The following is a 21600-nucleotide window of genomic DNA, read 5'->3' as shown; positions in this document are numbered from 1 at the left end:
TCAATAGTATTTCACCCCCTCTTCGTGGTCAAGGAAGATCTATTAAAATAGTGATCTCTTGTGCTACTATTTTGCCGATGGAAGAAGCGATACTGAGAACCCTCAAAGCGGACACGGACTTTATGGAGCAGGTTGTCCGTTGGGAGACTATACCCGCACGGGAAGGCCGTTACGTTGATTTTCCTCCGGATATAGATCCCCGTCTGCGGGAGGTACTCTCCCGCAGAGGAATAACCCGTCTCTACAGCCATCAGGGCCGGACCTACGATCAGGTGCGGCGGGGATGCAATGTCGTCGTTGTCACCCCTACGGCCTCGGGCAAGACCCTCAGCTACAATCTGCCGGTACTGCAGGGCCTGTTGGAGAATCCGGAATCCCGGGGACTCTATCTTTTTCCGACCAAGGCCCTGAGTCAGGATCAGCAGTCCGCTCTGAACGAGATTGTTCTGGCCGGGGAGGTGGGTATAAAGATCTCCACCTATGACGGCGATACCCCCTCATCGGTCCGGGTTTCCGCCCGGGACGAAGGGAGAATCATAATCTCGAACCCGGACATGCTTCACTCCGGTGTGCTTCCGAATCATCCCAAGTGGATTCGTTTTTTCAGTTCCCTCAGCTATGTGGTCATCGACGAGGTACACACCTACCGGGGGGTTTTTGGCTCCCACATGACCAATGTTATACGCCGGCTTAAACGGATAGCCCGCTTCTACGGTTCGGATCCCGTATTCATCTGCTGTTCCGCCACCATCGGTAATCCCGGAGAGCTTGCAGAGCGTATTCTCGAGGAAGAGACGGTGCTGATAGATGAAAACGGGGCGCCCGCCGGGGAGAAGCAGCTGATCCTCTACAATCCGCCCTACGTGGACAAGGTCCAGGGTATTCGCAGGGGAACGGTAAATGAATCCCAGCGGCTGGCCCTGAAGTTTATTCGCGGAGGGGTTAAGACAATTGTATTCGCCCGCTCCCGGCTGAGGGTCGAACTGATCGCCGATTACATAAACAAGGCCCTGGCCAACCACTACCTCCAGGGGGAAATCCCACGGGTGGAGGCCTACCGGGGGGGCTACCTGCCTTCGGAACGACGGGAGATAGAAAAGGGATTGAGAGACGGCAGTATCATGGGAGTCGTCTCCACCAACGCCCTCGAGCTCGGGATCGATATCGGCGGCCTTGACGCCTCCATCATGGCGGGTTTTCCCGGTTCCATTGCCTCTTCCTGGCAGCAGGCGGGAAGGGCGGGGCGCAGCGCGGCTCTCTCGGTGGCGCTGATGATCGCCTCATCAGGACCAATCGATCAGTACATTATGGCGCATCCGGAGTATTTTCTCTCCCGGCCGCCGGAATCCGCCCATCTGGATCCGGACAACCTCTACATTCTGATGGATCACATGAAGTGCGCTGTTTTCGAGCTTCCCTTCAGCGACGGGGATGATTTCGGAGGCCCCGTTGAGGATTTGCTGGCGGAACTTCAGAGCGAGGGAGTAGTGCGGCACACCGGCGGAAAATGGTACTGGGCTGACCGTTCCTACCCCTCCGAGGAGATAAGTCTTCGCTCCGCCACTGCGGACAACATCGTCATTGTGGATACCACAAAAGGTGCCCATCGGGTGATCGGGGAGATGGACCGGCCGTCCGCAAAGGAACTGATTTTCGATAACGCCATATACATGCACCGGGGAAACCAGTACGTGGTCAAGAATCTGGATATAGAGAACCGCCGCTGTTACGTGGAGGCGAGCAGGGTAAACTACTATACCGATGCTGTGGTAAAGACGGACATAAAGATTCTGCAGGAGGACAGCCGTCAGGAAAGAGAAGGCGCCGTTCTGATTCTGGGAGATATTCTTGTCCGGAGCCAGGTGGCGAAATTCAAGAAACTGCGCTTTCACAGCCATGAGAATGTAGGCTATGGAGAAATCCATCTTCCCGAGGAGCAGATGCACACCCGGGGAGCAATTATCGCTTTTTCCCCGGACACTCCGGCGGGGCTGGCGTTTTCCGGAATCCCCCGGGAGGCCCGGGAACAGGTGATTGCCCGGATAGGTACCCTGATGAAGAACGTGGCTCCGGTTTTTCTGCTCTGCGACAGAAACGATCTCGGCGTGGCTGAACGTCTGAAGGACCCGCACCTCATGATGCCATCCCTGTTTCTCTTCGACCGCTACCCCGGCGGTACCGGTCTTGCCGAGGCCCTGGGGCAGCACCTGCCCGGTATTCTCGATGCAGCCGAAGAGGTGGTCCGACGCTGCGGATGCCAGGAGGGATGCCCGTCCTGTATCGGACCCGTGGAGAGTGATGAGGCCGAACTTCCGGAACATATGAACCGCAAGACCATAATCCGGGATTTCCTCACCGCCTGGAGGAGTTCCGGCTGATGCCGCGCAGCGGACTTACTTCGCGGCTGAAACAGCTCCGTGCCCTGCGGGAGCCCCCGGACCTGCATTCCAGGGATGAGGCCGAGACCTCCCGGAATCTGTGCATTCCCAGGTTCAGCAGGATCGGGGACTACACCCATTACCGCCGGGAGCTTATTGAAACTGCAGGTCCCCCGGTATCTCTGTCGGGACTGCTGCTCTCTGCCGCTCAGGACCCGGAGGAGCTTCTGTTTTTTGACCTGGAGACCAGCGGCCTCTCATCCGGGGCAGGAACCCTGGCCTTTCTGGCAGGTTTCGGCTGCTTCCGTGGGGGAACGTTTCTTCTGGAACAGTTCTTTCTTTCCGATTATCCCGGGGAGGCGGAGTTCCTGGAAAAAATCCGTGAACGACTGGTACAGGCCCCATATTTCGTAAGCTACAACGGCCGGTCTTTCGATGCCTCCCTGCTGAAAACCCGGGGCATTCTGCATGGGATCAAGTTCAATTTTTCCCGTCATCTGGATCTTCTCTATATAAGCCGCAGGCTTTGGCGCGATGCTCTCGGGTCCTGCTCTTTGGGAAACATCGAACGGAGTATTCTGCGCCTGGAAAGGGACGGAGATCTTCCGGGAAGGGAGGTCCCGGAGCGCTGGTTCAGCTTTCTGAGGAGTGCTGACCCGCGGCTGCTGGAGGATATCTTCAGGCATCACCGGCAGGACATCCTGAGCCTTGCAATGCTGTGGAAACGCCTGGAGGAGCTGTTTCTGGATCCCTTCAGCCATGAAAGCCGCGGAGACGCCGATCCCCGGGCCCTGGGGCTTCACCTTATTTCCCGGGGGGACGAAAGGGGCGAGGAGCTTCTTCGCCTGGCCTGGCACAAGGGAGATTTCCGGGCGGGTCGTCTGCTTGCCTTACAGTACAAGCGCAGGGGCAGAACGGACTCGGCTCTTGATCTCTGGCTCAGTATGGCTTCCGGGGCAGATCCCGGAGTATATGAAGAGCTCGCAAAATACTACGAGCATCGGACGGGAGACTACGAAGCGGCCCTCCGCTGGGCTAGCCTGGGAATGGGCGCCGCAGTCCGGGGTACCGCTTCGGAGACAAGGATCAGGGAGTTCCGCCGGCGGATCCGTCGTCTGGAAAGGAAGATCCAGGGTCAGGCCTGAATATCGAAGGACTCTTCGGTATCGGGGTGCCTGCCACGCCGCAATCCGTAGCGGTACAGTTCAACGTAGCGTTCAGCCGAGTGGTTCCAGGAGAAATCCTCGGACATTCCATTCATGCGCATCCTGAGGATTCTGTCAGGTTCTTCCCGGTATATCCTGACGGCCTCAGCCACGGCGGAGCGGATGGCTTCGCCGGTTATTTCTTCAAAAAGAAAGCCGTTCTCCCGTGCCGGATCCTCTTCGCGACTGATAACCGTGTCCGCGAGGCCTCCGGTCCTCCTGACAATGGGGACAGTCCCGTAGCGCAGGGAATACATCTGATTCAGCCCGCAGGGTTCATATCTGGAGGGCATGAGAAAAAAGTCGCTGCCGCCTTCGATCATGTGTGCCAGCTTCTCATCGAATCCTATTCTTACCCGGAGGTTCTCATATTCTGCGGCCAGAGATCTCAGGACCTCTTCGCACCACTTTTCCCCTGTCCCCAGGATTACTATCTGGCAGTCTCCGCGGTCAAGGATGTCCTTAAGAGCCGTTTCTCCCGGGCCGCAGAGCTCCCGGAATCCCTTCTGTTCAACCAGCCGGGAGACGATGCCGATAAGAGGAATCCCCGGATCGACAGACAGGCCGGACTCCTCCTGCAGGATTGTCTTGACCTGCAGTTTTTTCTCCAGGCTTGTTTTCGAGTAGTTCAGAGGCAGGTATGAGTCGGTCTCAGGATTCCAGATCTCCGCATCTATGCCGTTTAGAATGCCGAAAAGATCTTCCCGTCTCTTCTCCAGTTCAGCTTCAAGACCATGCCCAAAACGGGTTGTACGGATTTCCCGGGCGTACTGAGGCGAGACGGTACTCACATAGTCGGCGCAGCGTATCCCTCCCCGCAGGAAGTTAAGCTGTTCCAGGTGTTCGCCTTTCTCCAGGCAGACATCCTTCAGACGAAGCCTGGTGTAGTGCAGATCATGAAGAGAAAAGATTCCCTGATAGCCGATATTGTGAATGGTAAAAAGAGAAATTGTTCCCTCGAAACCTTGATTTCGTTCCAGGGTTCTGAGGTATACCGGAACCAGGGCCGTGGGCCAGTCATGGCTGTGAATTACATCAGGTTTCCAGTCTATGGCCCTGAGCAGGGAAAAGGCGGCCCGGGAGAGAAGGGCGAAGCGTTTCGCATTATCCGCGAAGAACTCCTCCTCTTCGTTCCCGTAGATACCCTTTCGTTCGGTAAAGTAGGGATGTTCCAGGAGATACACCGATACATTTGAACCTGCAAGGGTGGTTCTCCCGCATACGGTGTTCTCGGTTCTGAATCCGACATTCACCGATACATTGATGCTTTCCTCTCTGGTATAGTCTACGCCTCTGTACGCGGGAATCAGCATTTTAACATCATGACCAAGACCGGCTAAATGCTTGGCAAGGGAACCGACCATGTCGGCAAGGCCTCCGGATTTTGCGAAGGGTACCGCTTCGCTGGAGACCATCAGTATTTTAAGTACATTTCGTGAGGGCATCGATAGGAGTATATCCTGCTTCCAGGCCATGGAAAAGGGGCAGTAGTGTCCCGGGAGGGATGGACGGTTCAGCGCAGATAATAGGCGATGGAAAAAGGCCCGGTGTCGGTAAAACCGACTCTTCTGTAAAGACTTACGGCGGGGATGTTTTCCGGTTTTACAAAGAGTGTCGAGCCCAGTCCCTGTTCGTCAAGATTTTCCAGAAGCCGGGCCATAAGCCGGCGGGCAACACCCCGTCCACGGAAGCCCGGGAGAGTAAAGATTCCTCCCAGTTGTACCCAGTTCACACCCAGGGCGTTTGTTCCCGCCTTCGCGGCCAGACTGCCGTTTATTCGGGTTCCGTATATCTGCTGCTTTTTAAGGGCCTCCCGCAGGTGGTTCATGCAGATAAGGGGATTAAACTTTTCCGGTTCCAGCAGGACTTCTTCTATTTCGTAGGCCCGCTGCAGAGGATATACCTCCCGGACCTGTCCCGGTTTGAGGTGTTCGTAAATCTCCCGGGGAACAGGGTTCTCAGCTGAAAAACAGCCGGCTCTGCAGGGACGGACCATGTGCAGATAATCCACCCGGTAGGCCGGGGCTCTGCCGACAGCCGCCGTGCAGACGTCTATAACCCGTGAATTTCCCATGAGGGTTGTAATCTTCCCGAAGGAACGCAGTGCTTCTCCCAGGGTATTCATATCGACAGTATCAAGGGGAGGAATGACTGCAGGGAAGGTGAATCCGGCCGATTCATGGTAAATCAGGCCCCGGAGTCCCTGAGTTCCCTCCAGCAGGTACAGATCCTCGAGTTTCCTGGACGTCCGGAGTCGTCCCTTGAAAAAAAGCCTGTCCGTCAGGGCCGTCCAAAGCTCCTCGTGGGCCAGCAGAAAGTCGGAGACAACAGATACATAACCTGGATGACAAGGGCGGAGCATGAACCTTATTCTCCAAAGGAAGCTTTACTTACAGGGAGTTTGCCCCTGGGAATAAACTCCCCGGCAAGGGCGGCAAAGGCGGCAGCGAAGGATTCATCCCCGGTGCCATAGGCGGCGAGGGCGGTATCAACCCAGTCCATGGAAAAAAGATAAACCGGGGTAAGTACGGAGATGATCACAATGCGGGGTTTCAGTTCAGGGGCCTTTCGAACAACTTCGCTGAGAACCTCCGCGCTCCCCGGCGTTGCAAGAAGAAACACCAGGTACTCGTAACGGCCTGCCCGGCTGATTATTCCTTCCACCGCTCCAGGGGGAGCGGAATAGAAGGGGGTATAGGCGAAGTCGAAGCTGTCGGAAGCGGGAAAGCGCCGTTTCCCCTCCCGGAAAAATCCCCCGAGCTGACCTGCAAGAAGGATCTTCGCGGAAGGATCCAGGGGCAGACTCTTATCTGCCACCGCCGTGATTGCCCTGCAGGCCTGCTGAAAAAGATACTCCGTATCCGCGGGAATTGCCTTGTCCAGGATCGTGGGGTCAGGTTCCAGAGGTACCGACCAGGGGCGGTTCAGGTATTCTTCCTTGATCGTGAGAATCCTGGTAACCGCGTTCCTGAGGATCTCGCGGAAATCGGGATCCGTCTCAAGTACCCGGTGAAGATGGTCCCATACCCTTTGATGCAGGCGGGAATCCAGGGAGATCATGATCATGTCGTTTCCGGCACGCAGGGCAGCCTCCGCCGCCTGGGGAATGCTTTCACCCCCCTGCTGAGCCCCGCTCATCCTCAGGTCGTCGGTAATAACAAGTCCGTTGAAGCCGAGACGCAGACGAAGCAGGTCATGGATGAGCTTTTTCGATAGTGAAGCAGGTGTAGCGTCACCGGTAAGCGCCGGAAAAGCAAGGTGTCCGGTCATTATCGCGGGCAGCCCTTCGGGAATGAGCATCCTGTAAGGCAGAAGGTCCCGCTCCATGAGGGTCTCGATATCGTCGTTAATTATTGGAAGGAATCCGTGGGAGTCCTCATCGGCGTTTCCGTGTCCGGGGAAATGTTTGGCCGTGGATATGATTCCCTCCGAACGCATACCGTGATAGTAGGCCTGGGCCATAACAGCTACGGTTGAGGGGTTCGAGGAAAAAGATCTGGGACCTATAACGTGGGCCTCCGGATTGACATAGACATCCACGGTGGGAGCGAAATTCATGTTGATTCCCAGGGCCCTGAGCTCCGCCCCGATGAGTTTTCCCGTCCGGTATGCATCGTAGGGGAGTCCCCCGGCAGCAATTCCCATATTGCCCGGGGTAATGGAGGTTTCTCCCTTGACGTGGCGTACCCACCCCCCTTCCTGGTCAGTGGCAATAAAGAGGGGAATTCCCTGGCCGCTCTCCGCCGCTGTTTGCTGCATGGTTCCCGCAGCCCCTGCAAGGACCTTGAGGTCCTCGCCGTTCCATCCGAAGATCTTGACCCCGCCGATATGTTTCTCCCGGATCCACCTAAGAATTGTGGAATCCGCCCCGGGTCCCTTGAAGCCTATCATGAAAACCTGACCCAGGAGTTCTTCGTCGCTCATGGATGAGGCCATGGAAAAAGCCTGGGATTTCCCTAAATCCCTGTCCTGCCAGGAGACGGTTTCCGCCTGTGCCCCGTGAATACCAGGGGTAAGCAACGCGAGAACAAGCAGAAATGCCAGTCTCTTCGAGAATATCATCAGTGCAGAGCCCTGGAATCAATATACTCGGCGGCGCTCCTGGCTGCCACAGCACCTTCTCCGGCGGCAACAACTATCTGACGGAACGGCGTGTTGCGTACTTCTCCGGCAGCAAAGAGTCCTGGAATACTTGTTTCCATCTTTTCGTTGGTAAGCAGCTTGCCATGACGATCTTTTCTGGCACCCATGGCAAGTTCGGTGCGGGGAACAGAACCTATAAAAACAAAGAGGGCGTCCGTTTCATGCTCACAGATTTCGCCTGTTTTCTCATCCTTGAGAGTGACGGAATGCAGCTTCTGCTGTCCCTGTATTCTGATTATCTCACTGTACGGAAAGCGCCGTATATGGGGGTTCTTTTCTACCTTTTCAACAAGACCCAAACGGGCGCTCATGGTTTCTCCCCGGTGAACGATACTGATTCTCTCAGAAAGACCCGAGAGGTACAGGGCTTCGTCGCAGGCAGAATCACCGCTTCCCACTACTGTTATACGTCTGTTTTTAAAGAAAGGACCGTCACAGGTGGCACAGTAGGAGACTCCCCTGCCGGAGAACTCCTTTTCCCCGGGCACCTCAAGCTGCTTTGGTTTCGAACCGGTGGCGAGAATTATGGCCCTTGCCTCCATTGTTCCTTTTGCGGTCTCCATAACAAAGCCGGAACCATTACGCTCAAGGGAAATGACGCTGGTATTGAGGATCTCCACCCCAAGGTTACGGGCCTGCATCTCCATTCGCATGGAAAAGTCGACCCCGCTTACCGGGTTCGGGAATCCGGGATAATTGATAAGTTCGTTTACTACCAGTGATTGTCCCCCGGCGGCCATTTCCTCTATTACCAGAGTGTCCAGACGTTCTTCCAGGGCATATACAGCTGCGCTCAATCCCGCTGCTCCTGCGCCAACTATTATGAGGTCTCGCTGGGGCTGCATAGTTCAAGCTCCTTCTTCCGTTCTATTACATATTCCATATAAGGAAGATCAAGTATTCCTTGATTCGCATGTAGTATACTCGTAATATTCTGACTATGGGAAGGCTATGAAAAGAGGAAAAAAAGCGGCTTTATTAACTCTGCTCTATATACTGGTTAATGCAGGCCTGGGAGCTGAGGATTATCCCCGTATTGAACCGTCTCCCTGGACCTCCGGAATCGGAAGTCTGGACGGACCCCCGGCGGTTTCACAGCTCATTGAAGCGTCTCTGTTCGCCTCCGGGCTCGGGGAGCAGGATTTTCCTGAGTACCGGAACCGGATACACAGCCTGCTTTCCGGTTTGCCCGGGTATGTGCGGGAAAAAAGCGGTGCCCTTCCGGCGGGAGAAGCGGTGCTTCATTACCTTCACGAGAAACTTTTTACCCGCTATGCTGAACCCCAGACACTGATTCATGTAAGCCTGAATACGGGTCGGTACAACTGCGTTTCTTCCGCCGTTCTATATGCCATTGCGGCGCGCTTCGCGGGTCTGCAGGTTGAGGGGGTCGTTACTCCTGACCACGCTTTCTGCAGGGTAATCGAAAACGGTACCGGAACCGATGTGGAGACGACCAATCCCTACGGGTATAATCCCGGACAGAAACGGGAGTTTATCAACGCCTTCGGCCAGACGGGATTCACCTACGTCCCCCCGGGAAATTACCACCTGCGGACCGGCATCGATGAAAGGGAGCTTGTCGGTCTCATCCTGCAGAACAGGATATCCAGGCTGCAGCGGGAAAACAGAATCGACCTGGCCGTACCGCTTGCGGTGGACCGCTACGCCATGACACGGACCGAACGGACCGAAGCGGAGATGAGAAAAGAGTTTATCAATTACACATCTGTTCTGAATGGAGAACGGCGATTCGATGAGGCTTTGGAATTTCTCGACGCGGTGAGGCTTCGCTGGGGGGAGAATGATGAATATTCGAATATTCTGGATACCCTTCTGTACAATTCTTCGGTAATCGCCGGTCGGGATGGGCGGGAAGAGGAGGCCCTGGCGCGGCTCTCCTTCCGGCACGGAATGGGGGATCTTTCGGAAGAGAGCTTCCTGAAATACCGCCATATTCTGGGGGACGGACTGATCTACCGCTACAGTACCACAAGGGGTCCCCTTGATTCCCTGACGGAGCTGGAACGCCTGCACGATGATGGGTTGATTTCGGATGCTACCTACAGTGAGTATCTTGCTGTTCTTCATATACGGCGGGCAAAAGAGATAGCCCTGGACCAGGGGGATCTGGCAGCTCTGGAGTACTTCCGGGATCATGAGCTTCAGAAATCGACGGACCAGCGGATACGTCAGGCTTTCGAGATATTCACCCATAATGCTGCGGCCTTTTACCATAACCGCTTTGTGGCACTTTTCCGGGAAAAACGATACAGGGAGGCGGGGAATCTTATCCAGGAAGGTCTTGACGAGTTATCGGGTAATCCCCTGCTGCTGAGGGACCAGCAGATTCTCAGGCAGGCTCAGAACCCCTGATACGTGTTTAGTGTTCAGAACCGTGGGGATGAGTTTGCAGTAACACCTCCACCCCCCGGGATTTACTGGTAACGCTCATGCATTTCATGGATTTTATCCTGTTTTCCGGTATATTCGCGTTCCGGGAACTTTTTATCCCCACGATTCGGGACACCAATAGATTAGTGCAGCGAAAGTTGCAGAAAGGGTTTCCCCGTTTTTTCCATGGTAAGGGGACTCCATTTTCTTCTTAACCGGCGCAGGCAAACAGCCGAATATAGAAGAAGAGGAGTATCTATGTCCACCAAGGGTTTAAAAACTGCTAAAGAACTAGTTCAAATCATGAAACAGGAAATCTCCCTTATGGAGGAGTTCCGGTGCAACGAAGAAAAGCTTCGAGATGCCCTCAAGCAGAGCGACTGGACTTCCCTGTCGGATCATATGGAACGTATGGGGCAGATCGCCGACTGGATTGATACAACAGAAAAAAAACGCCGGGATGCCTATTCCGCCCTGTGCGCGGATTTTGATGCAGACGATTCAATTCCCTTTTACCAGGCAATAATGAGTCTGCCCGAGGATATGCGCTGCGAATGTGCGGAACTGTACCGCAGCCTGAAATTCACTACCGTTAAAATCAAGGGAGTTACCTGGAGCCTGGACAGCCATATACGAAGTGTCAGCGATACAATGCAGGCTGTCCTGAACGAACTCTTTCCCTACCGCAAGGGGCGGATTTATTCCCGCCATGGAAAGACCAGGACTGCTGACACTGAACCGCTGGTGGTAAACCAGCACCTGTAAGGAGTCCCTGTAATGCAATCAACCTTTTCCGGCATTGAAATCGGCAAACGAAGCCTGATAGCCCATACCCAGGGCATGACAACGGTGGGACACAACCTGAGCAACGCTTCTGTCGAAGGTTACTCCCGTCAGCGGGTCCATTTCAAACCCACCGATGCCCTCTATATGCCACAGTTGAACCGGGAGAATACCCCTGGGCAGATAGGCCAGGGGGTGGATATTACCCGGATAGAGCGGGTCCATGACGAACTCCTGGAGGGCAAGATTGTCTCCCGGGCAAACGGAAGGGGGTACTGGGAGGCCAGGGACTCCTATATGCTGCAGCTCGAACAGGTGTATAACGAGCCCACAGAATCTTCGGTCCGAACCCTGATGGACCGTTTCTGGGACTCCTGGCAGGAGTTGTCCATACACCCCCAGGAGGGAGCTGCCCGGCAGGCGGTGGTACAGAGAGGCGAGGCTCTGATGGACGGTATCCATCGCCAGTACTCCCGGATGAAGGAGATCCGCAACATGGTGGAGGATGATCTGACCGCCACCGTGGGCAGGGTTAACGCAATACTCAACGATGTACGATCCCTGAACGAGGAGATTCTTAAGGTGGAAGCCCTGGGGGACAACCCCAACGATCTGCTTGACCGCCGTGATCTTCTTGTCAAGGAGCTTTCGGGCCTCATCAATATTACCGTGGATAACCGCGACCCCGACGAGTTTTCCATTCATACCCAGGGGCGGCATCTGATGCAGGGGAGGGTCCTTACCCCCCTGCGAACCGACCCGAATCCCCTGAACGAAGGCTACTCCACCGTCCGCTGGGCGGAGAGCGGCGAAGAGGCCTATTTTACCGGAGGAAAACTCCAGGCCCTGCTGGATTTGCGGGACGGAGACATCCGCGGGGAGATTCAGAAGCTCGATGTCCTGGCCATGAATTATATCGATCTTGTTAACGAGATCCATCGTTCCGCCTATGGTCTGGACGGACAGAATGGCCGGGCCTTTTTTGAAGAAGTTCCCTTTGTTACAGATGTGGCGGGAAACTACGACCGTAACGGAGACGGGGAGTTCGATTCCTCCTACATTTTCCGGGTCAGCGGAACAAACAATCTCAATCCTCAGGATCATCTGGGCCTGCAGGGCACTATTACGCTGTCCGGTCCGCAGGGAAATATAGAAATCCCCTATAATCCCACGGATACCGTAGGGGATGTAATCAGCAGAATCAACCGCTCAGGGGCCGAAGTCGTGGCACGGCTTGACCAGTCCGGAAGAATGGCCATGAAGGCTCTGCCGGCGACGGAGCTTGAAAATCCCGATTTTGTTATCCGCCACATCGAGGATTCCGGACAGTTTCTCGTGGGCTATGCCGGCATTCTTCAGGGCTCGGGAGCCGAGGGAGCCTATGACTGGGAACAGGCCGACGCGGTTCTGGCTTTCCGCGGCGGTGGAGATAATTATGCCGTAGCTCCGGTGGCCCACCCATCGGGCTGGATAGAAATCTCAGGGGCCTTGAAAAACGATATCAATCGCCTTGCCGCCGGGTTCGGTGAAAACGGCAGGCCTGCGAATCCCGGAGACGGGAGCGCTGCCCTCTCTGTAGCCCAGCTGAGAACGCGCCCTGTAATGCTGGGAAACCTGATGAGCTTCGACGACTTTTTTGCAGAAACCATAGCCGATGCCGGCTTGAGGGGTGAACAGGCTCAGCGGACCTTCGAAACGGAGAACCTGGTAATGAAGGAGCTTGAAGGAATGAAACAGGCCCTCTCCGGGGTAAATATAGACGAAGAGTTCTCTCAGCTTATTAAATTTCAGCACGGATACAACGCTGCAGCCAGATTTATCAGCACCTTTAATTCCATGCTCGACACAATCATTAACCGCCTTGGAGTTTGATAATGAACAGAGTTAGCACGAACCAGGCAAACAACGACATGATCTACCACACCTACCGCCGGCAGAAGCTGATGAATGACCTTCAGAACAAGATGGCGGAACAGACGAGGATCAAGGAACTGCGGGATGCACCGGTAGCCGCAGCCCATTCAGCCCGCTTTCTCTCCCGGATTTCCCGGCTGGAACGTTTCCAGGAGAACGTGGAGAATGTCCAGAGCTTCCGCCGGGTGGCCGAGGGTTACATGAACGAGGCCAATCAGATTCTCCACCGGATACGGGAAATCGCCGTCCAGGGAGCCACCGGCACCTTTACAAAGGATGACAAAAAGATTATGGGCCAGGAGGTCAATGAGCTTCTGAAGGAGCTGGTGGAAGTAGCCAACTCCTCCGGTGCAGACGGAAGCAAACTATTCGGAGGAGACCGGAATATCACCGAGCCCTTCCGTGCTCTGGAATCCAGGCATCCGGAAATCAATGGAAGGGTTATTTCCAAGGTCGACTATGTGGGGGGCAACAAAGACAACTTTGTGGAGATATCCGATGAAAATCTGATTCCCGCAGGGTTCCGGGGCAACAATATTTTCTGGGCGGAGCAGCATCAGATCTTCTCCGGTGTGAACGCCGAAACTTATACGGTTGCGGAGGATACCGCGATCCTGATAGACGGGGTACGTGTTCCTCTTGCTGCGGGAGACAATATTCACGGCATTATCGCCAAAATAAAGGATTCCGATGCGGCGGTGGATGCCTACCTGGATCCCGTCTCAAATTCTCTGAATATTCGCAGTACTGTGCCCCACCAGATTCTTCTGGAAGACGAACAGGGGGGTACAGTACTGCAGGATCTGGGTGTTGTTTCCGGAAACGGACGACCTCCTTTCAATATCGCTTCGGATGCCCGGGAATCCGGCGGTTCGGTATTTGACATGGTAATATCCCTGCGTGACAGTCTCTACTCGGGGGATACCCTCGATATCGGCGGACGTGGTATCCAGGGAATCACCACAGCCCAGAATAACCTGGTCCAGGAGATCGCCAAACTGGGATCCGTTGATGAACGGATGGAGATTGTCTGGAACCGTCTGAACCGTGAAATCCCCCAGACTCAGGAACAGAACTCACTGGCTTCTGATATCGACATGGCGGAGGCCATTCTGGAGCTCAAGATGCTTGAATACACCCACAAGGCGGCCCTTCAGACCGCCGGACGCATTCTGCAGCCCACTTTGATGGATTTCCTGCGTTAAGGCCCAGTCTGAAAGGAGTGTACCGGCATGATGATTGATACCAAAGCTTACGGGGAACTGGACATTGACGAAAGACAGAGAATTACCCTGCAAAAAGGGCTCTTCGGATTCGAGGGTTTTACTGAATTCGCCTTGATGGACTCTGAACATCCCCCTTTCTACTGGTTCCAATCGCTGGATGAACGGGACATAGCCTTTGTTCTGATAGACCCCCGGGTATTCCGGCCTGATTATTCTCCCGCTGTTTCCACTGAAGACCTTGAAGCCCTGGGGATCCTCAAAGAGGGGGATGCGAACCTTCTCGTTTTTTCCATAGTTACCATTCCTGAGGATCAGAAAAGAATGACCGCCAACCTGCAGGGGCCGCTCCTGATTAATCGTCAGACCCGGCAGGGCCGGCAGATTATCTCGGGGGACGAACGCTGGCACGTGCGGCACAGCATCATCGAAGAGATGAAACATGCGGGGGAGGATACCGCATGCTGATACTCTCGCGAAAACTGAATGAGAAGATCATAATAAATGATACCATCGAGGTCTCCGTCGTTGAAATCAAGGGAGACCATGTAAAGCTGGGAATCCTTGCACCAAAAACTGTAAAGGTCTATCGCCACGAAGTCTATGAGGCAATCCAGAGTGAGAACAGGGCAGCCTCAAAAAGTCCCTCGGACCTTGGAAGCCTGGCGGATTTTTTTACCTCTTCGTCCCGGAAGAGTGAGGATGACTAGCGTCGTCGAGTTCATTGTAGATATCGGCGAAATTATCCTTGAGGACCCGGAATATTTCCACCAGGTCAGGGTCGAACTGAGTTCTGCTCCCGAGTATAATCAATTCTGAAGCTTGCTCGTGACTCATCTCATCCTTGTACGCACGCCTGCTGCGCAGGGCATCGTAGACATCCGCAATGGTAACGATACGGGCGCTCAAGGGAATCATATCTTCCATAAGGCCATAGGGATACCCGGAACCGTCCCAGCGTTCATGATGACTCCTGGCAATTTCGACCGCCATGGAATCAGGATAGGCCCCGAGAATATAGGCCCCGTTCAAGGTGTGGGTGGTCATGATTTCCCATTCCCAGTCCGCCAGAGGGCCCGCTTTATTGAGGATGTCATCGGGAACACCTATCTTTCCTACATCATGCATGGCAGCCAGGAAGGATATGTTATCCACAAAATCACGGTCTACCTGTAAATCCGTACCATCCTTGTACATGTATTCAGCCATAAGAGCGGAGTAACGATTAACCCGCTCAATATGACGGCCGGTATCATTGTCCTTCATCCGGGATGCTTCCAGAAGACTCAAAAAGATCGCCCTTAAGCTTTGTTTGTGACTTTGTGTGGCATCGTGAAAATAGGCACAGTATCCTTCGATGATTTCATCGGCATAGGGTTCCTGGAATATGGGAACAATATGAACATTGGTAATGAGCCGCGGGTAATGCTGGAATCTGCTTTCTCCATTACCGGTAAAGGAGTAGCCCGTCGAAGGATCTTTCAGTTGATGGAAGAGGGATCTCCCATCGAGTCCGGTCAGGTGTGCAAAAGTCGCTATATGTTCGCCGGTACAGGTATCCTGGTGGTGAAAAAGATCCTTGAAGGCCTTATTTACCCAGGTCGTGTGAAGATCGGATCCCAGAACTGCCTGGGGAACTGCACTCCGCTTATGATGATTCTCCTTAAAACGGATGATGCCCGTCCTGTCATCCTCCATTATCCTTCTCCATTCCCAGTTCTGCTTCACTTTTCCGTATATACAGGGGACCCTGCCCGGGAGCATCCGGACCGGTCGTTTCAAGCTGAACCGGTCCCATGGAAAGCATATCAAAAACCGCTGTCGGAGAGTAAGGGGCAAAGGAAACATTCCCGGTCTCGGAGAGTCCGGATTTGAAAAGTTCCGCATCGGGGCCAGCTATAAGAATCCCTTCGGCTGAATTATAACGTCGTACAATCGTTTCTGCATCCAGATCAAAATATTCGCTTTTCCTGGTTCCGCCGATGTAGCATGCCCCGTAAAAGCGTCCTTTTTTGGCATCGATTACCGGAATTACCGGGGACGCGTAAAAGGAGTAGGGGTGAACAAGAATATCCGGTACCGGAAGGGAAACCAGGGGAACTCCGCTTCCGGCGGAAAGCCCCTTGGCCAGGGACATGCCTATACGAAGACCGGTGAAGGAGCCCGGACCGCGGGCACAGACAATAAGATCCAGGTCCCGTATTGATGTTTCCCCATCAGTGCAGAGCTGCTGAATAAGGGAGGCCAGAATTTCCCCGTGGCGCAGACCGATATCACGGATCAGGGCATATCTTCCCCGCGGGGTCTCAAGGGCGACGGACAGCACAGGACCGGAGGTGTCAAAGGCCAGGATTTTCATGAGGGGCTCGGTCCTTCGATAGTTTCTACCGTGACAAGCCTGTCTCCCGAGGGCTGAACAACCTCCAGCAGGACCCGCAGGTACCGGGAGGGCAACTCTGGAAGGCGATCGATCCATTCGATTATGGATATTCCCCCGGCGTAAATGATTTCATCGATGCCCAGATGAATGAGCTCTTCCTCGTCCTCTATACGGTACAGATCCATATGATACACCGGAAGCCTGCCGGAGTACTCAGAAATTATGGTAAAGGTCGGGCTTGTTACGGTTTCTGCCACGCCCAGGGCTTCGATAATACCCTTGGCCATGGTTGTTTTGCCGGCGCCCAGGCTGCCCTCCAGAGAAACAATATCTCCCGCCGTCAGGGAAGCGCCTACACTGCGGCCAAAGGAGATGGTCTCTTCAGGAGAGCTGCATCTGTGGGAATTCAGAGCAGTCTCCCGGTTTTTTCCAGACCAGTTATGTAGGCTTTCACCTTTTTTACCGCGGGAACAAGGGGGTAATGGATGGAAGAGGGAAAAGAGACGGATATATCGACATTTCCGGTAGCTGTACGCTCCAGGGTAAATTCAACGACAGCCTCTTCTTCAATCTTTCCGGCGGAATACACCAGCGAACCGGTGTATTCATTCCTGTAATGAAGGGGGGTCTCTTTCTTGGTGAGATTGCGAATCTCATGAATTTTCATGAACATAACTGTAGGCAAAAAAATGTGAGAGGTCAATATCAGGAAGCAGGGAATCAGGAGGTACTGTAGTTGTAAATGTAGGCGTTGATGTTATTAAGGTTACGTTTGCTGATACGGGTGAACATTATATGCATTACCCCGCCGAAGGGACGCGCTTTTCTGGTGTGCATTACCTTGCCGTAAAAGGAAATTTTCGATCGCTGGTCGGTCTCGAAATCAACTTTGATAAGGTCACCCTTTGACAGCGGTCTGGATGTACGAATGCTGCAGCCGCCGCTGGAAATGTCCAGCATGGTTGCCAGGGTTCCCCGGTTGCCTTCCACGTAGGCCCGCTTTTTGGCATCCTTTCCAATGCCCTCGGTCATGATTCGGACGGGAAAAAAGTAGGCGGGACGTTCTATGCTGCGTCGCCGGTATTTACGCTGCTGGGCCTGGGTTATAGAGGATGTGTGGTTCAATAAAAGGGCATCCGCGGACCGGACCTTTCCATAGCCGCTGATTTTTGTAGTAAAGAAGTATCCCTGTCCGTTGGAGCGCCAGAAAAAAACATTGAGTTTCGTCCAGCGTTTCCATCGTATCTGGTGTCCCTCGGCATCCAGGGGAACAGAGGCCGCCAGAGAGCCCTTGAGATTGGTCAGGAGCTTGCTCTGAAAGCGTCCCCCATGTTCCGGGGTAAGGACAAGCTGTATCCCCGCGGTCAGCTGTTTCGTGTTCGAATAGAGGGTCTTGCGGCTTGAATTACGTTCAATACTCTGTTTTATACGATACAATTGGAGCTTCTGGTTTTCCTTCTGCTGATCCGAAGCGCTCAGGCCGTCAATACTCTGAATTCCCCGCCTGAGGAGGGAGTCAAGCTGGGATGAGTTGTACAGAATATTGTTGGGATTGACAGGCTGGAAGCGTTTGATCAGGTTCTGCAGGGTCTTGATCTGGACATGATTCAGACCCAGGCTCTTGGCCCGGACGTAGAAAGACCGTCTGCTGAAGCGCCTGTTTCCGCCGGAAGAGGGTCTGCCTGTGGAATTCCGGGAAGCAGCATTGGCGATAAAAAGAAAAACAATAAAACCGGCAAAGATAAGCCCTGCGATCACCATGGAGACAGGGTCGGTCTCCTTCCATTGAAAGGTCGTCTGTATGAGTATCCTCATAGGCTGCTGTCCGCGAAGGCCGGTAAATTTTCTATGGAACCGGTCAGTTCCCGAATTTTCGGAGCAATCTCATATTCCAGAAGATCGCCTATCAGGATCGAATCCTCGGCTTCCAATGCCTCGGTGAGTTCCTGAAATTTGGCGTTCAGATCGATGTAAAACTCTTCGAAGGATACCCCGTCTATCTCCTGGGTCATCAGGTTTTCACTGTCCCGTTCCTTGAGGAGAGGATACAGCCGGGTAAGCTTTTCACTTATCTCGGAGAAGGCTATGACCATCTCCATGGCCTCTTTTTCCTTGCCGGTCTGAAGCAGAATAGGGATTTCTTCGAGTTTTGGAATGTAGGATTCAAGCAAGGATGCGGTAGAACGGAGTTCCAGCAGAGGATTCGCGATTTCCCTGGCACGGCTCTCTATAAAAATACAGAGATTGGCTGTAAAGTTCTTGAGATCGGCGGGAACAGTCGGGGAGTCTCCATCAAAGTTCATCTCCGAGATGAGTCGGGAGAAAACCTCCGACACAGGTTTATCTCCGACCTTCAGCCTGAGTATTGAATCCATATTGTTGATGACGGGACCTGCTTCGGAGGATAAATCCTTGAGGAGCTTTACATCACCCTCCTGAAGAGCCCGATACATATAGGAAAAATACTGCAGCAGCGTGGAATAGCGTTCTATGCTGAGTTCATTGAGGGGCTGGGCAAGGATTTCCAGGTTCCCGATGGAATTAATGCTAATCCCTTTCAGGGCATCATCGTCGGAGATTGAAGCGGCCTTTCCGTTAACAAGCAGTCCGGTAATAAAAAAGCCTTCCGCCACAAGCCAGGTATCCAGCTGCCGGACAACCTCCCAGGCGTTCTTTTCTTCTTCAAGATGTACATCTACGGGATTGCTGTTTATTATAACTTCCATGGTCATCCTTACTGATTCTGATACGGATTTTAATCCTGATTACGGTTGTTAAAGCTCTCCAGAGATCTGGAATTGTCTTCAAGCTGCTGTAATGCTCCTTCCATCATACCATACTCACGGCGTAACTGCTGCTCTTTCCGTTCCAGGCTGCGTTCAAGATTGACGATTTCGCGGTTGGTTCTGTCGATCTGACCATCGATGGCCGAGGTTTTATAGGCAATTATGCCTCCGGTCTGGACATAGGGCCGGATATAGTTATCGATGGAGACCGCTGCACCCTGGTCGACAATCAGGTCTCCGTCGGAATCGTAGCCGAAGAGGTCTTTTACGCTTTCCAGCCGGGATTCAAGTGCCTTGTCCAGGGCGGCTTCATCTATTTCCAGATATCCCCGGAGCCTTGAGGCCCGCAATGCTCCTCCTGTTCTGCTGTTGGTTGAAATCCCGATTTGTGCCAGCAGGGCAAGTTCACTGCCTGAACGGGTGGTGTAGGGGTCCATCATAATGCGCTGAAGACGGTTTTTCATCTGGGTCAGGCTTGTTTCTCCCTGAAAAAGCCCGAGTTTCTCAAGGGCCTGCTCGCGTTCATCGTCGCTGAGATAATCAAGTTCATTGACAACCGTCTCGTCACGACTGGTGTAGATGTTTATCTGGCTTATCAGCTGATTATAGTACCCGACAAACTCGATAATGGAATCCTTTGCGGTCTTTCTGTCCGGGGTTATTTCCAGGTCGATCGCCTGATCCCCGGGACGTCGAAGATCAAGGGTTACCCCCTGAATCACATCGTCGATCTCGTTGGATTCCCGGATTACCTCGATTCCATCAACCTCGATAACTGCATCTGAGGCTGTGGCCACAGGGTTCTTCGGTTCGAGATCTCCCCGGGAATCGGGATCGTAAAAACGGACCGCTGAAACACTGACCCTGCGATGGGTATTGATATTATCAACAATCAAGGCCTGTATGCTTCCGCTGCCGGGTTCCAGGGGAACCTGGACAGTCTGGGTACCTTCCTGGTCCCGAAGGGGAGGGAGCCTGACCGAGCTTCCGCTCTGCCGGAGACTCAGAATGTTCATGTCCAGGGTTTTTACCGGCGGGGGAGGAGGCGACCATGAAGGCAATGCCGGATTCGTTCCAAAGTTGCGTACCGTCACATCATCGAGGGTTACCCCGCCCGGATCGGGTGAAGCCGGTCCGGAGGGCGGCTCGGGAGGGACATATTCATCTTCGGGGAGCTTTTCAATCTCCACGGTAAACTCGAGCATAAAGCCTGCTTCGGGCCGTATGGGAGGGCTGAACTGCAGCTCCCTGCGGGTCTGAGGTTCGAGAACGAGCTTTCCCTCGCTGATGGCGGCAGACCCCGAAACGGCTCCCGCCGGAGTCTTTACCGTCTCGGGGGTCGGTTCGACGGTGCGGGAACCGGCGGCTGCCTGCTTCAGGATACCTGCGTCCAGGGCAAGACGCCGGGAATCTTCGAGAAAACTGATTGTATTCGAACTGCCGGTACGGGTTCCTTCTATCATCAGAACCTGTGTGGAGGGGGTATTCTTTACAACGGAACTGCGTAAAAGTCCGTTGGAACGCCGCTGCAGGGTAGCGGCAAAATCCGCAAGGGTTCCGCCGTTATAGGAAAAGGAAAATTCCCGGTCACCGATACTGAAACCGTAGATGCCTTTGGCTACCCGAAAATCATTGTCCAGACTGTCGGATAAAAACCGGTCGGCCCTGGCGACTTTCTTTACCAGGACGGATCTGGTCTCTTCAACAGCCTCTCTGGAAGCGCTTGCTCCGAGTATGCTTTCGTCGCCGGAAACGGCCAGGCGTTCCATAAAAGGGTTTTCAAAGCCAAAGAGCTTTTTTGCACTGTCCTGGACCCGGGCAAGGCCTCTGTTTATCTCCTGCCAGTTGCGCTTTTGAAGCTCGAAAGTCTCGATGCGCTCCTCGGCCCGGGTAAGGGGAACGCGTTCAAGCTTCATGAGATCTTCTATCATTTTGTCGGTATTATATTTGCTTGAGACACCCGGGATCGAGAAGTCGGACATTAGGCGTTGCGTCCTCTACAAAGACTGGTTTTAAATCTCCTCGTCGAAGAGCAACCCGATGGCCTCCTTGAGCCGCATATGCAGTCGCTGCAGCCCTTCGTGAGGGATTTCCTTAATTACTTTATCGGTGTCCCGATCAATCACCTTTACCACTACCTGGTTCAGATCCCTGTTGACAGAGAACTTGAGCCGACGGTTAAAAGTGTTGCTGAAATTAACGATTTCCCTGAGCATCCGCTGTACCTCATCAGGACTCGGGCCCTTTTCCATGGGAATCGTTCGTGGTTGTTCAGTCCTGGTGTCTGCCGGACGCTTTTGCTTCCATGCTTTTGCGTCGTTCAGGCGTCCCTGAACAGCTCCCCCATGACTGATTGCGTTAATGTCAAGGTCCATTGTTTTTCTCCCTGGATTA

Annotated in this window: 20 protein-coding genes; 8 read left to right on the top strand and 12 right to left on the bottom strand. The window is 53.8% G+C overall.

What is annotated here, in order from left to right:
* Positions 1–77: 77 nt before the first annotated feature.
* Together B4O97_RS13065 and B4O97_RS13060 are read left to right on the top strand one after the other, a co-directional pair.
* Positions 78–2378, top strand: a complete 2301-nt coding sequence (locus tag B4O97_RS13065; RefSeq protein ID WP_083051459.1) for a DEAD/DEAH box helicase — start codon at positions 78–80, stop codon at positions 2376–2378.
* On the top strand, positions 2378–3523 hold the full coding sequence (locus tag B4O97_RS13060; protein WP_083051458.1) for a ribonuclease H-like domain-containing protein: 1146 nt from the start codon (positions 2378–2380) through the stop codon (positions 3521–3523). Before B4O97_RS13065 ends, B4O97_RS13060 begins: the two co-directional genes overlap by 1 nt.
* On the opposite strand, the gene glgA is transcribed toward B4O97_RS13060, so the two are convergent.
* The 4 genes from glgA to B4O97_RS13040 all read right to left on the bottom strand — a co-directional run bounded on the left by glgA (position 3514) and on the right by B4O97_RS13040 (position 8571).
* Positions 3514–5028 carry a glycogen synthase GlgA gene (gene glgA / locus B4O97_RS13055; RefSeq protein ID WP_083051456.1) on the bottom strand — a complete coding sequence of 505 codons (1515 nt, stop codon included), beginning with the start codon at positions 5026–5028 and terminating at the stop codon, positions 3514–3516. The two genes, B4O97_RS13060 and glgA, sit on opposite strands and share 10 nt — an antisense overlap.
* Before the next feature lie 68 nt (positions 5029–5096).
* Positions 5097–5945 (bottom strand): GNAT family N-acetyltransferase, encoded by an 849-nt coding sequence (locus tag B4O97_RS13050; RefSeq protein ID WP_083051455.1) that lies wholly within the window; start codon positions 5943–5945, stop codon positions 5097–5099.
* A gap of 5 nt (positions 5946–5950) precedes the next feature.
* Positions 5951–7645 carry a glycoside hydrolase family 3 protein gene (locus B4O97_RS13045; RefSeq protein WP_083051454.1) on the bottom strand — a complete coding sequence of 565 codons (1695 nt, stop codon included), beginning with the start codon at positions 7643–7645 and terminating at the stop codon, positions 5951–5953.
* Positions 7645–8571 (bottom strand): NAD(P)/FAD-dependent oxidoreductase, encoded by a 927-nt coding sequence (locus tag B4O97_RS13040; RefSeq protein WP_083051453.1) that lies wholly within the window; start codon positions 8569–8571, stop codon positions 7645–7647. The genes B4O97_RS13045 and B4O97_RS13040 overlap by 1 nt, the downstream gene beginning before the upstream one ends.
* 106 nt (positions 8572–8677) lie before the next feature.
* On the opposite strand from B4O97_RS13040, the gene B4O97_RS13035 reads away from it, so the two are divergent.
* From B4O97_RS13035 to csrA, 6 genes are all read left to right on the top strand, one after another.
* A complete protein-coding gene (locus tag B4O97_RS13035) occupies positions 8678–10102 on the top strand; it encodes a hypothetical protein (RefSeq protein WP_083051451.1) in 1425 nt (474 codons plus the stop codon).
* 204 nt (positions 10103–10306) lie between these two features.
* Positions 10307–10885 carry a flagellar export chaperone FlgN gene (gene flgN / locus B4O97_RS13030; protein ID WP_083051450.1) on the top strand — a complete coding sequence of 193 codons (579 nt, stop codon included), beginning with the start codon at positions 10307–10309 and terminating at the stop codon, positions 10883–10885.
* A 12-nt stretch (positions 10886–10897) separates the two neighbouring features.
* Positions 10898–12775, top strand: coding sequence for a flagellar hook-associated protein FlgK (gene flgK, locus B4O97_RS13025; RefSeq protein ID WP_083051448.1), 1878 nt, complete (start codon positions 10898–10900; stop codon positions 12773–12775).
* A 2-nt stretch (positions 12776–12777) separates the two neighbouring features.
* Positions 12778–14022: a flagellar hook-associated protein 3 gene (locus B4O97_RS13020; protein ID WP_083051447.1), complete on the top strand. Its 1245-nt coding sequence runs from the start codon at positions 12778–12780 to the stop codon at positions 14020–14022.
* A gap of 27 nt (positions 14023–14049) precedes the next feature.
* Positions 14050–14508 carry a flagellar assembly protein FliW gene (locus B4O97_RS13015; protein WP_083051445.1) on the top strand — a complete coding sequence of 153 codons (459 nt, stop codon included), beginning with the start codon at positions 14050–14052 and terminating at the stop codon, positions 14506–14508.
* Positions 14502–14750 (top strand): carbon storage regulator CsrA, encoded by a 249-nt coding sequence (csrA, locus tag B4O97_RS13010; RefSeq protein WP_083051444.1) that lies wholly within the window; start codon positions 14502–14504, stop codon positions 14748–14750. The genes B4O97_RS13015 and csrA overlap by 7 nt, the downstream gene beginning before the upstream one ends.
* Here the strand turns inward: csrA and B4O97_RS13005 are convergent.
* Genes B4O97_RS13005 through B4O97_RS12970 form a run of 8 tightly spaced genes read right to left on the bottom strand, consistent with a single transcriptional unit; the run spans position 14716 to position 21581 of the window.
* Positions 14716–15738 (bottom strand): HD-GYP domain-containing protein, encoded by a 1023-nt coding sequence (locus B4O97_RS13005; protein WP_158084289.1) that lies wholly within the window; start codon positions 15736–15738, stop codon positions 14716–14718. The two genes, csrA and B4O97_RS13005, sit on opposite strands and share 35 nt — an antisense overlap.
* Positions 15728–16399 (bottom strand): tRNA (adenosine(37)-N6)-threonylcarbamoyltransferase complex dimerization subunit type 1 TsaB, encoded by a 672-nt coding sequence (tsaB, locus tag B4O97_RS13000; RefSeq protein ID WP_158084288.1) that lies wholly within the window; start codon positions 16397–16399, stop codon positions 15728–15730. The genes B4O97_RS13005 and tsaB overlap by 11 nt, the downstream gene beginning before the upstream one ends.
* On the bottom strand, positions 16396–16830 hold the full coding sequence (gene tsaE / locus B4O97_RS12995; protein WP_083051439.1) for a tRNA (adenosine(37)-N6)-threonylcarbamoyltransferase complex ATPase subunit type 1 TsaE: 435 nt from the start codon (positions 16828–16830) through the stop codon (positions 16396–16398). Before tsaE ends, tsaB begins: the two co-directional genes overlap by 4 nt.
* A complete protein-coding gene (locus tag B4O97_RS12990) occupies positions 16827–17087 on the bottom strand; it encodes a hypothetical protein (protein ID WP_143305699.1) in 261 nt (86 codons plus the stop codon). The genes tsaE and B4O97_RS12990 overlap by 4 nt, the downstream gene beginning before the upstream one ends.
* A 53-nt stretch (positions 17088–17140) precedes the next feature.
* On the bottom strand, positions 17141–18235 hold the full coding sequence (locus B4O97_RS12985; RefSeq protein WP_083051436.1) for a PilZ domain-containing protein: 1095 nt from the start codon (positions 18233–18235) through the stop codon (positions 17141–17143).
* Positions 18232–19146, bottom strand: a complete 915-nt coding sequence (locus B4O97_RS12980) for a hypothetical protein (RefSeq protein WP_143305697.1) — start codon at positions 19144–19146, stop codon at positions 18232–18234. The genes B4O97_RS12985 and B4O97_RS12980 overlap by 4 nt, the downstream gene beginning before the upstream one ends.
* Before the next feature lie 29 nt (positions 19147–19175).
* Positions 19176–21188 (bottom strand): flagellar filament capping protein FliD, encoded by a 2013-nt coding sequence (gene fliD / locus B4O97_RS12975; protein WP_083051433.1) that lies wholly within the window; start codon positions 21186–21188, stop codon positions 19176–19178.
* Between the two features lie 30 nt (positions 21189–21218).
* Entirely contained in the window at positions 21219–21581 is a 363-nt protein-coding gene (locus B4O97_RS12970) for a flagellar protein FlaG (protein ID WP_083051431.1), read from the bottom strand.
* Between the last annotated feature and the right edge of the window lie 19 nt (positions 21582–21600).

Source organism: Marispirochaeta aestuarii, assembly GCF_002087085.1.
Lineage (GTDB): Bacteria > Spirochaetota > Spirochaetia > JC444 > Marispirochaetaceae > Marispirochaeta > Marispirochaeta aestuarii.
Note: the sequence above shows the minus strand (reverse complement) of the source record. Positions and strands in the feature narration are given on the sequence as shown.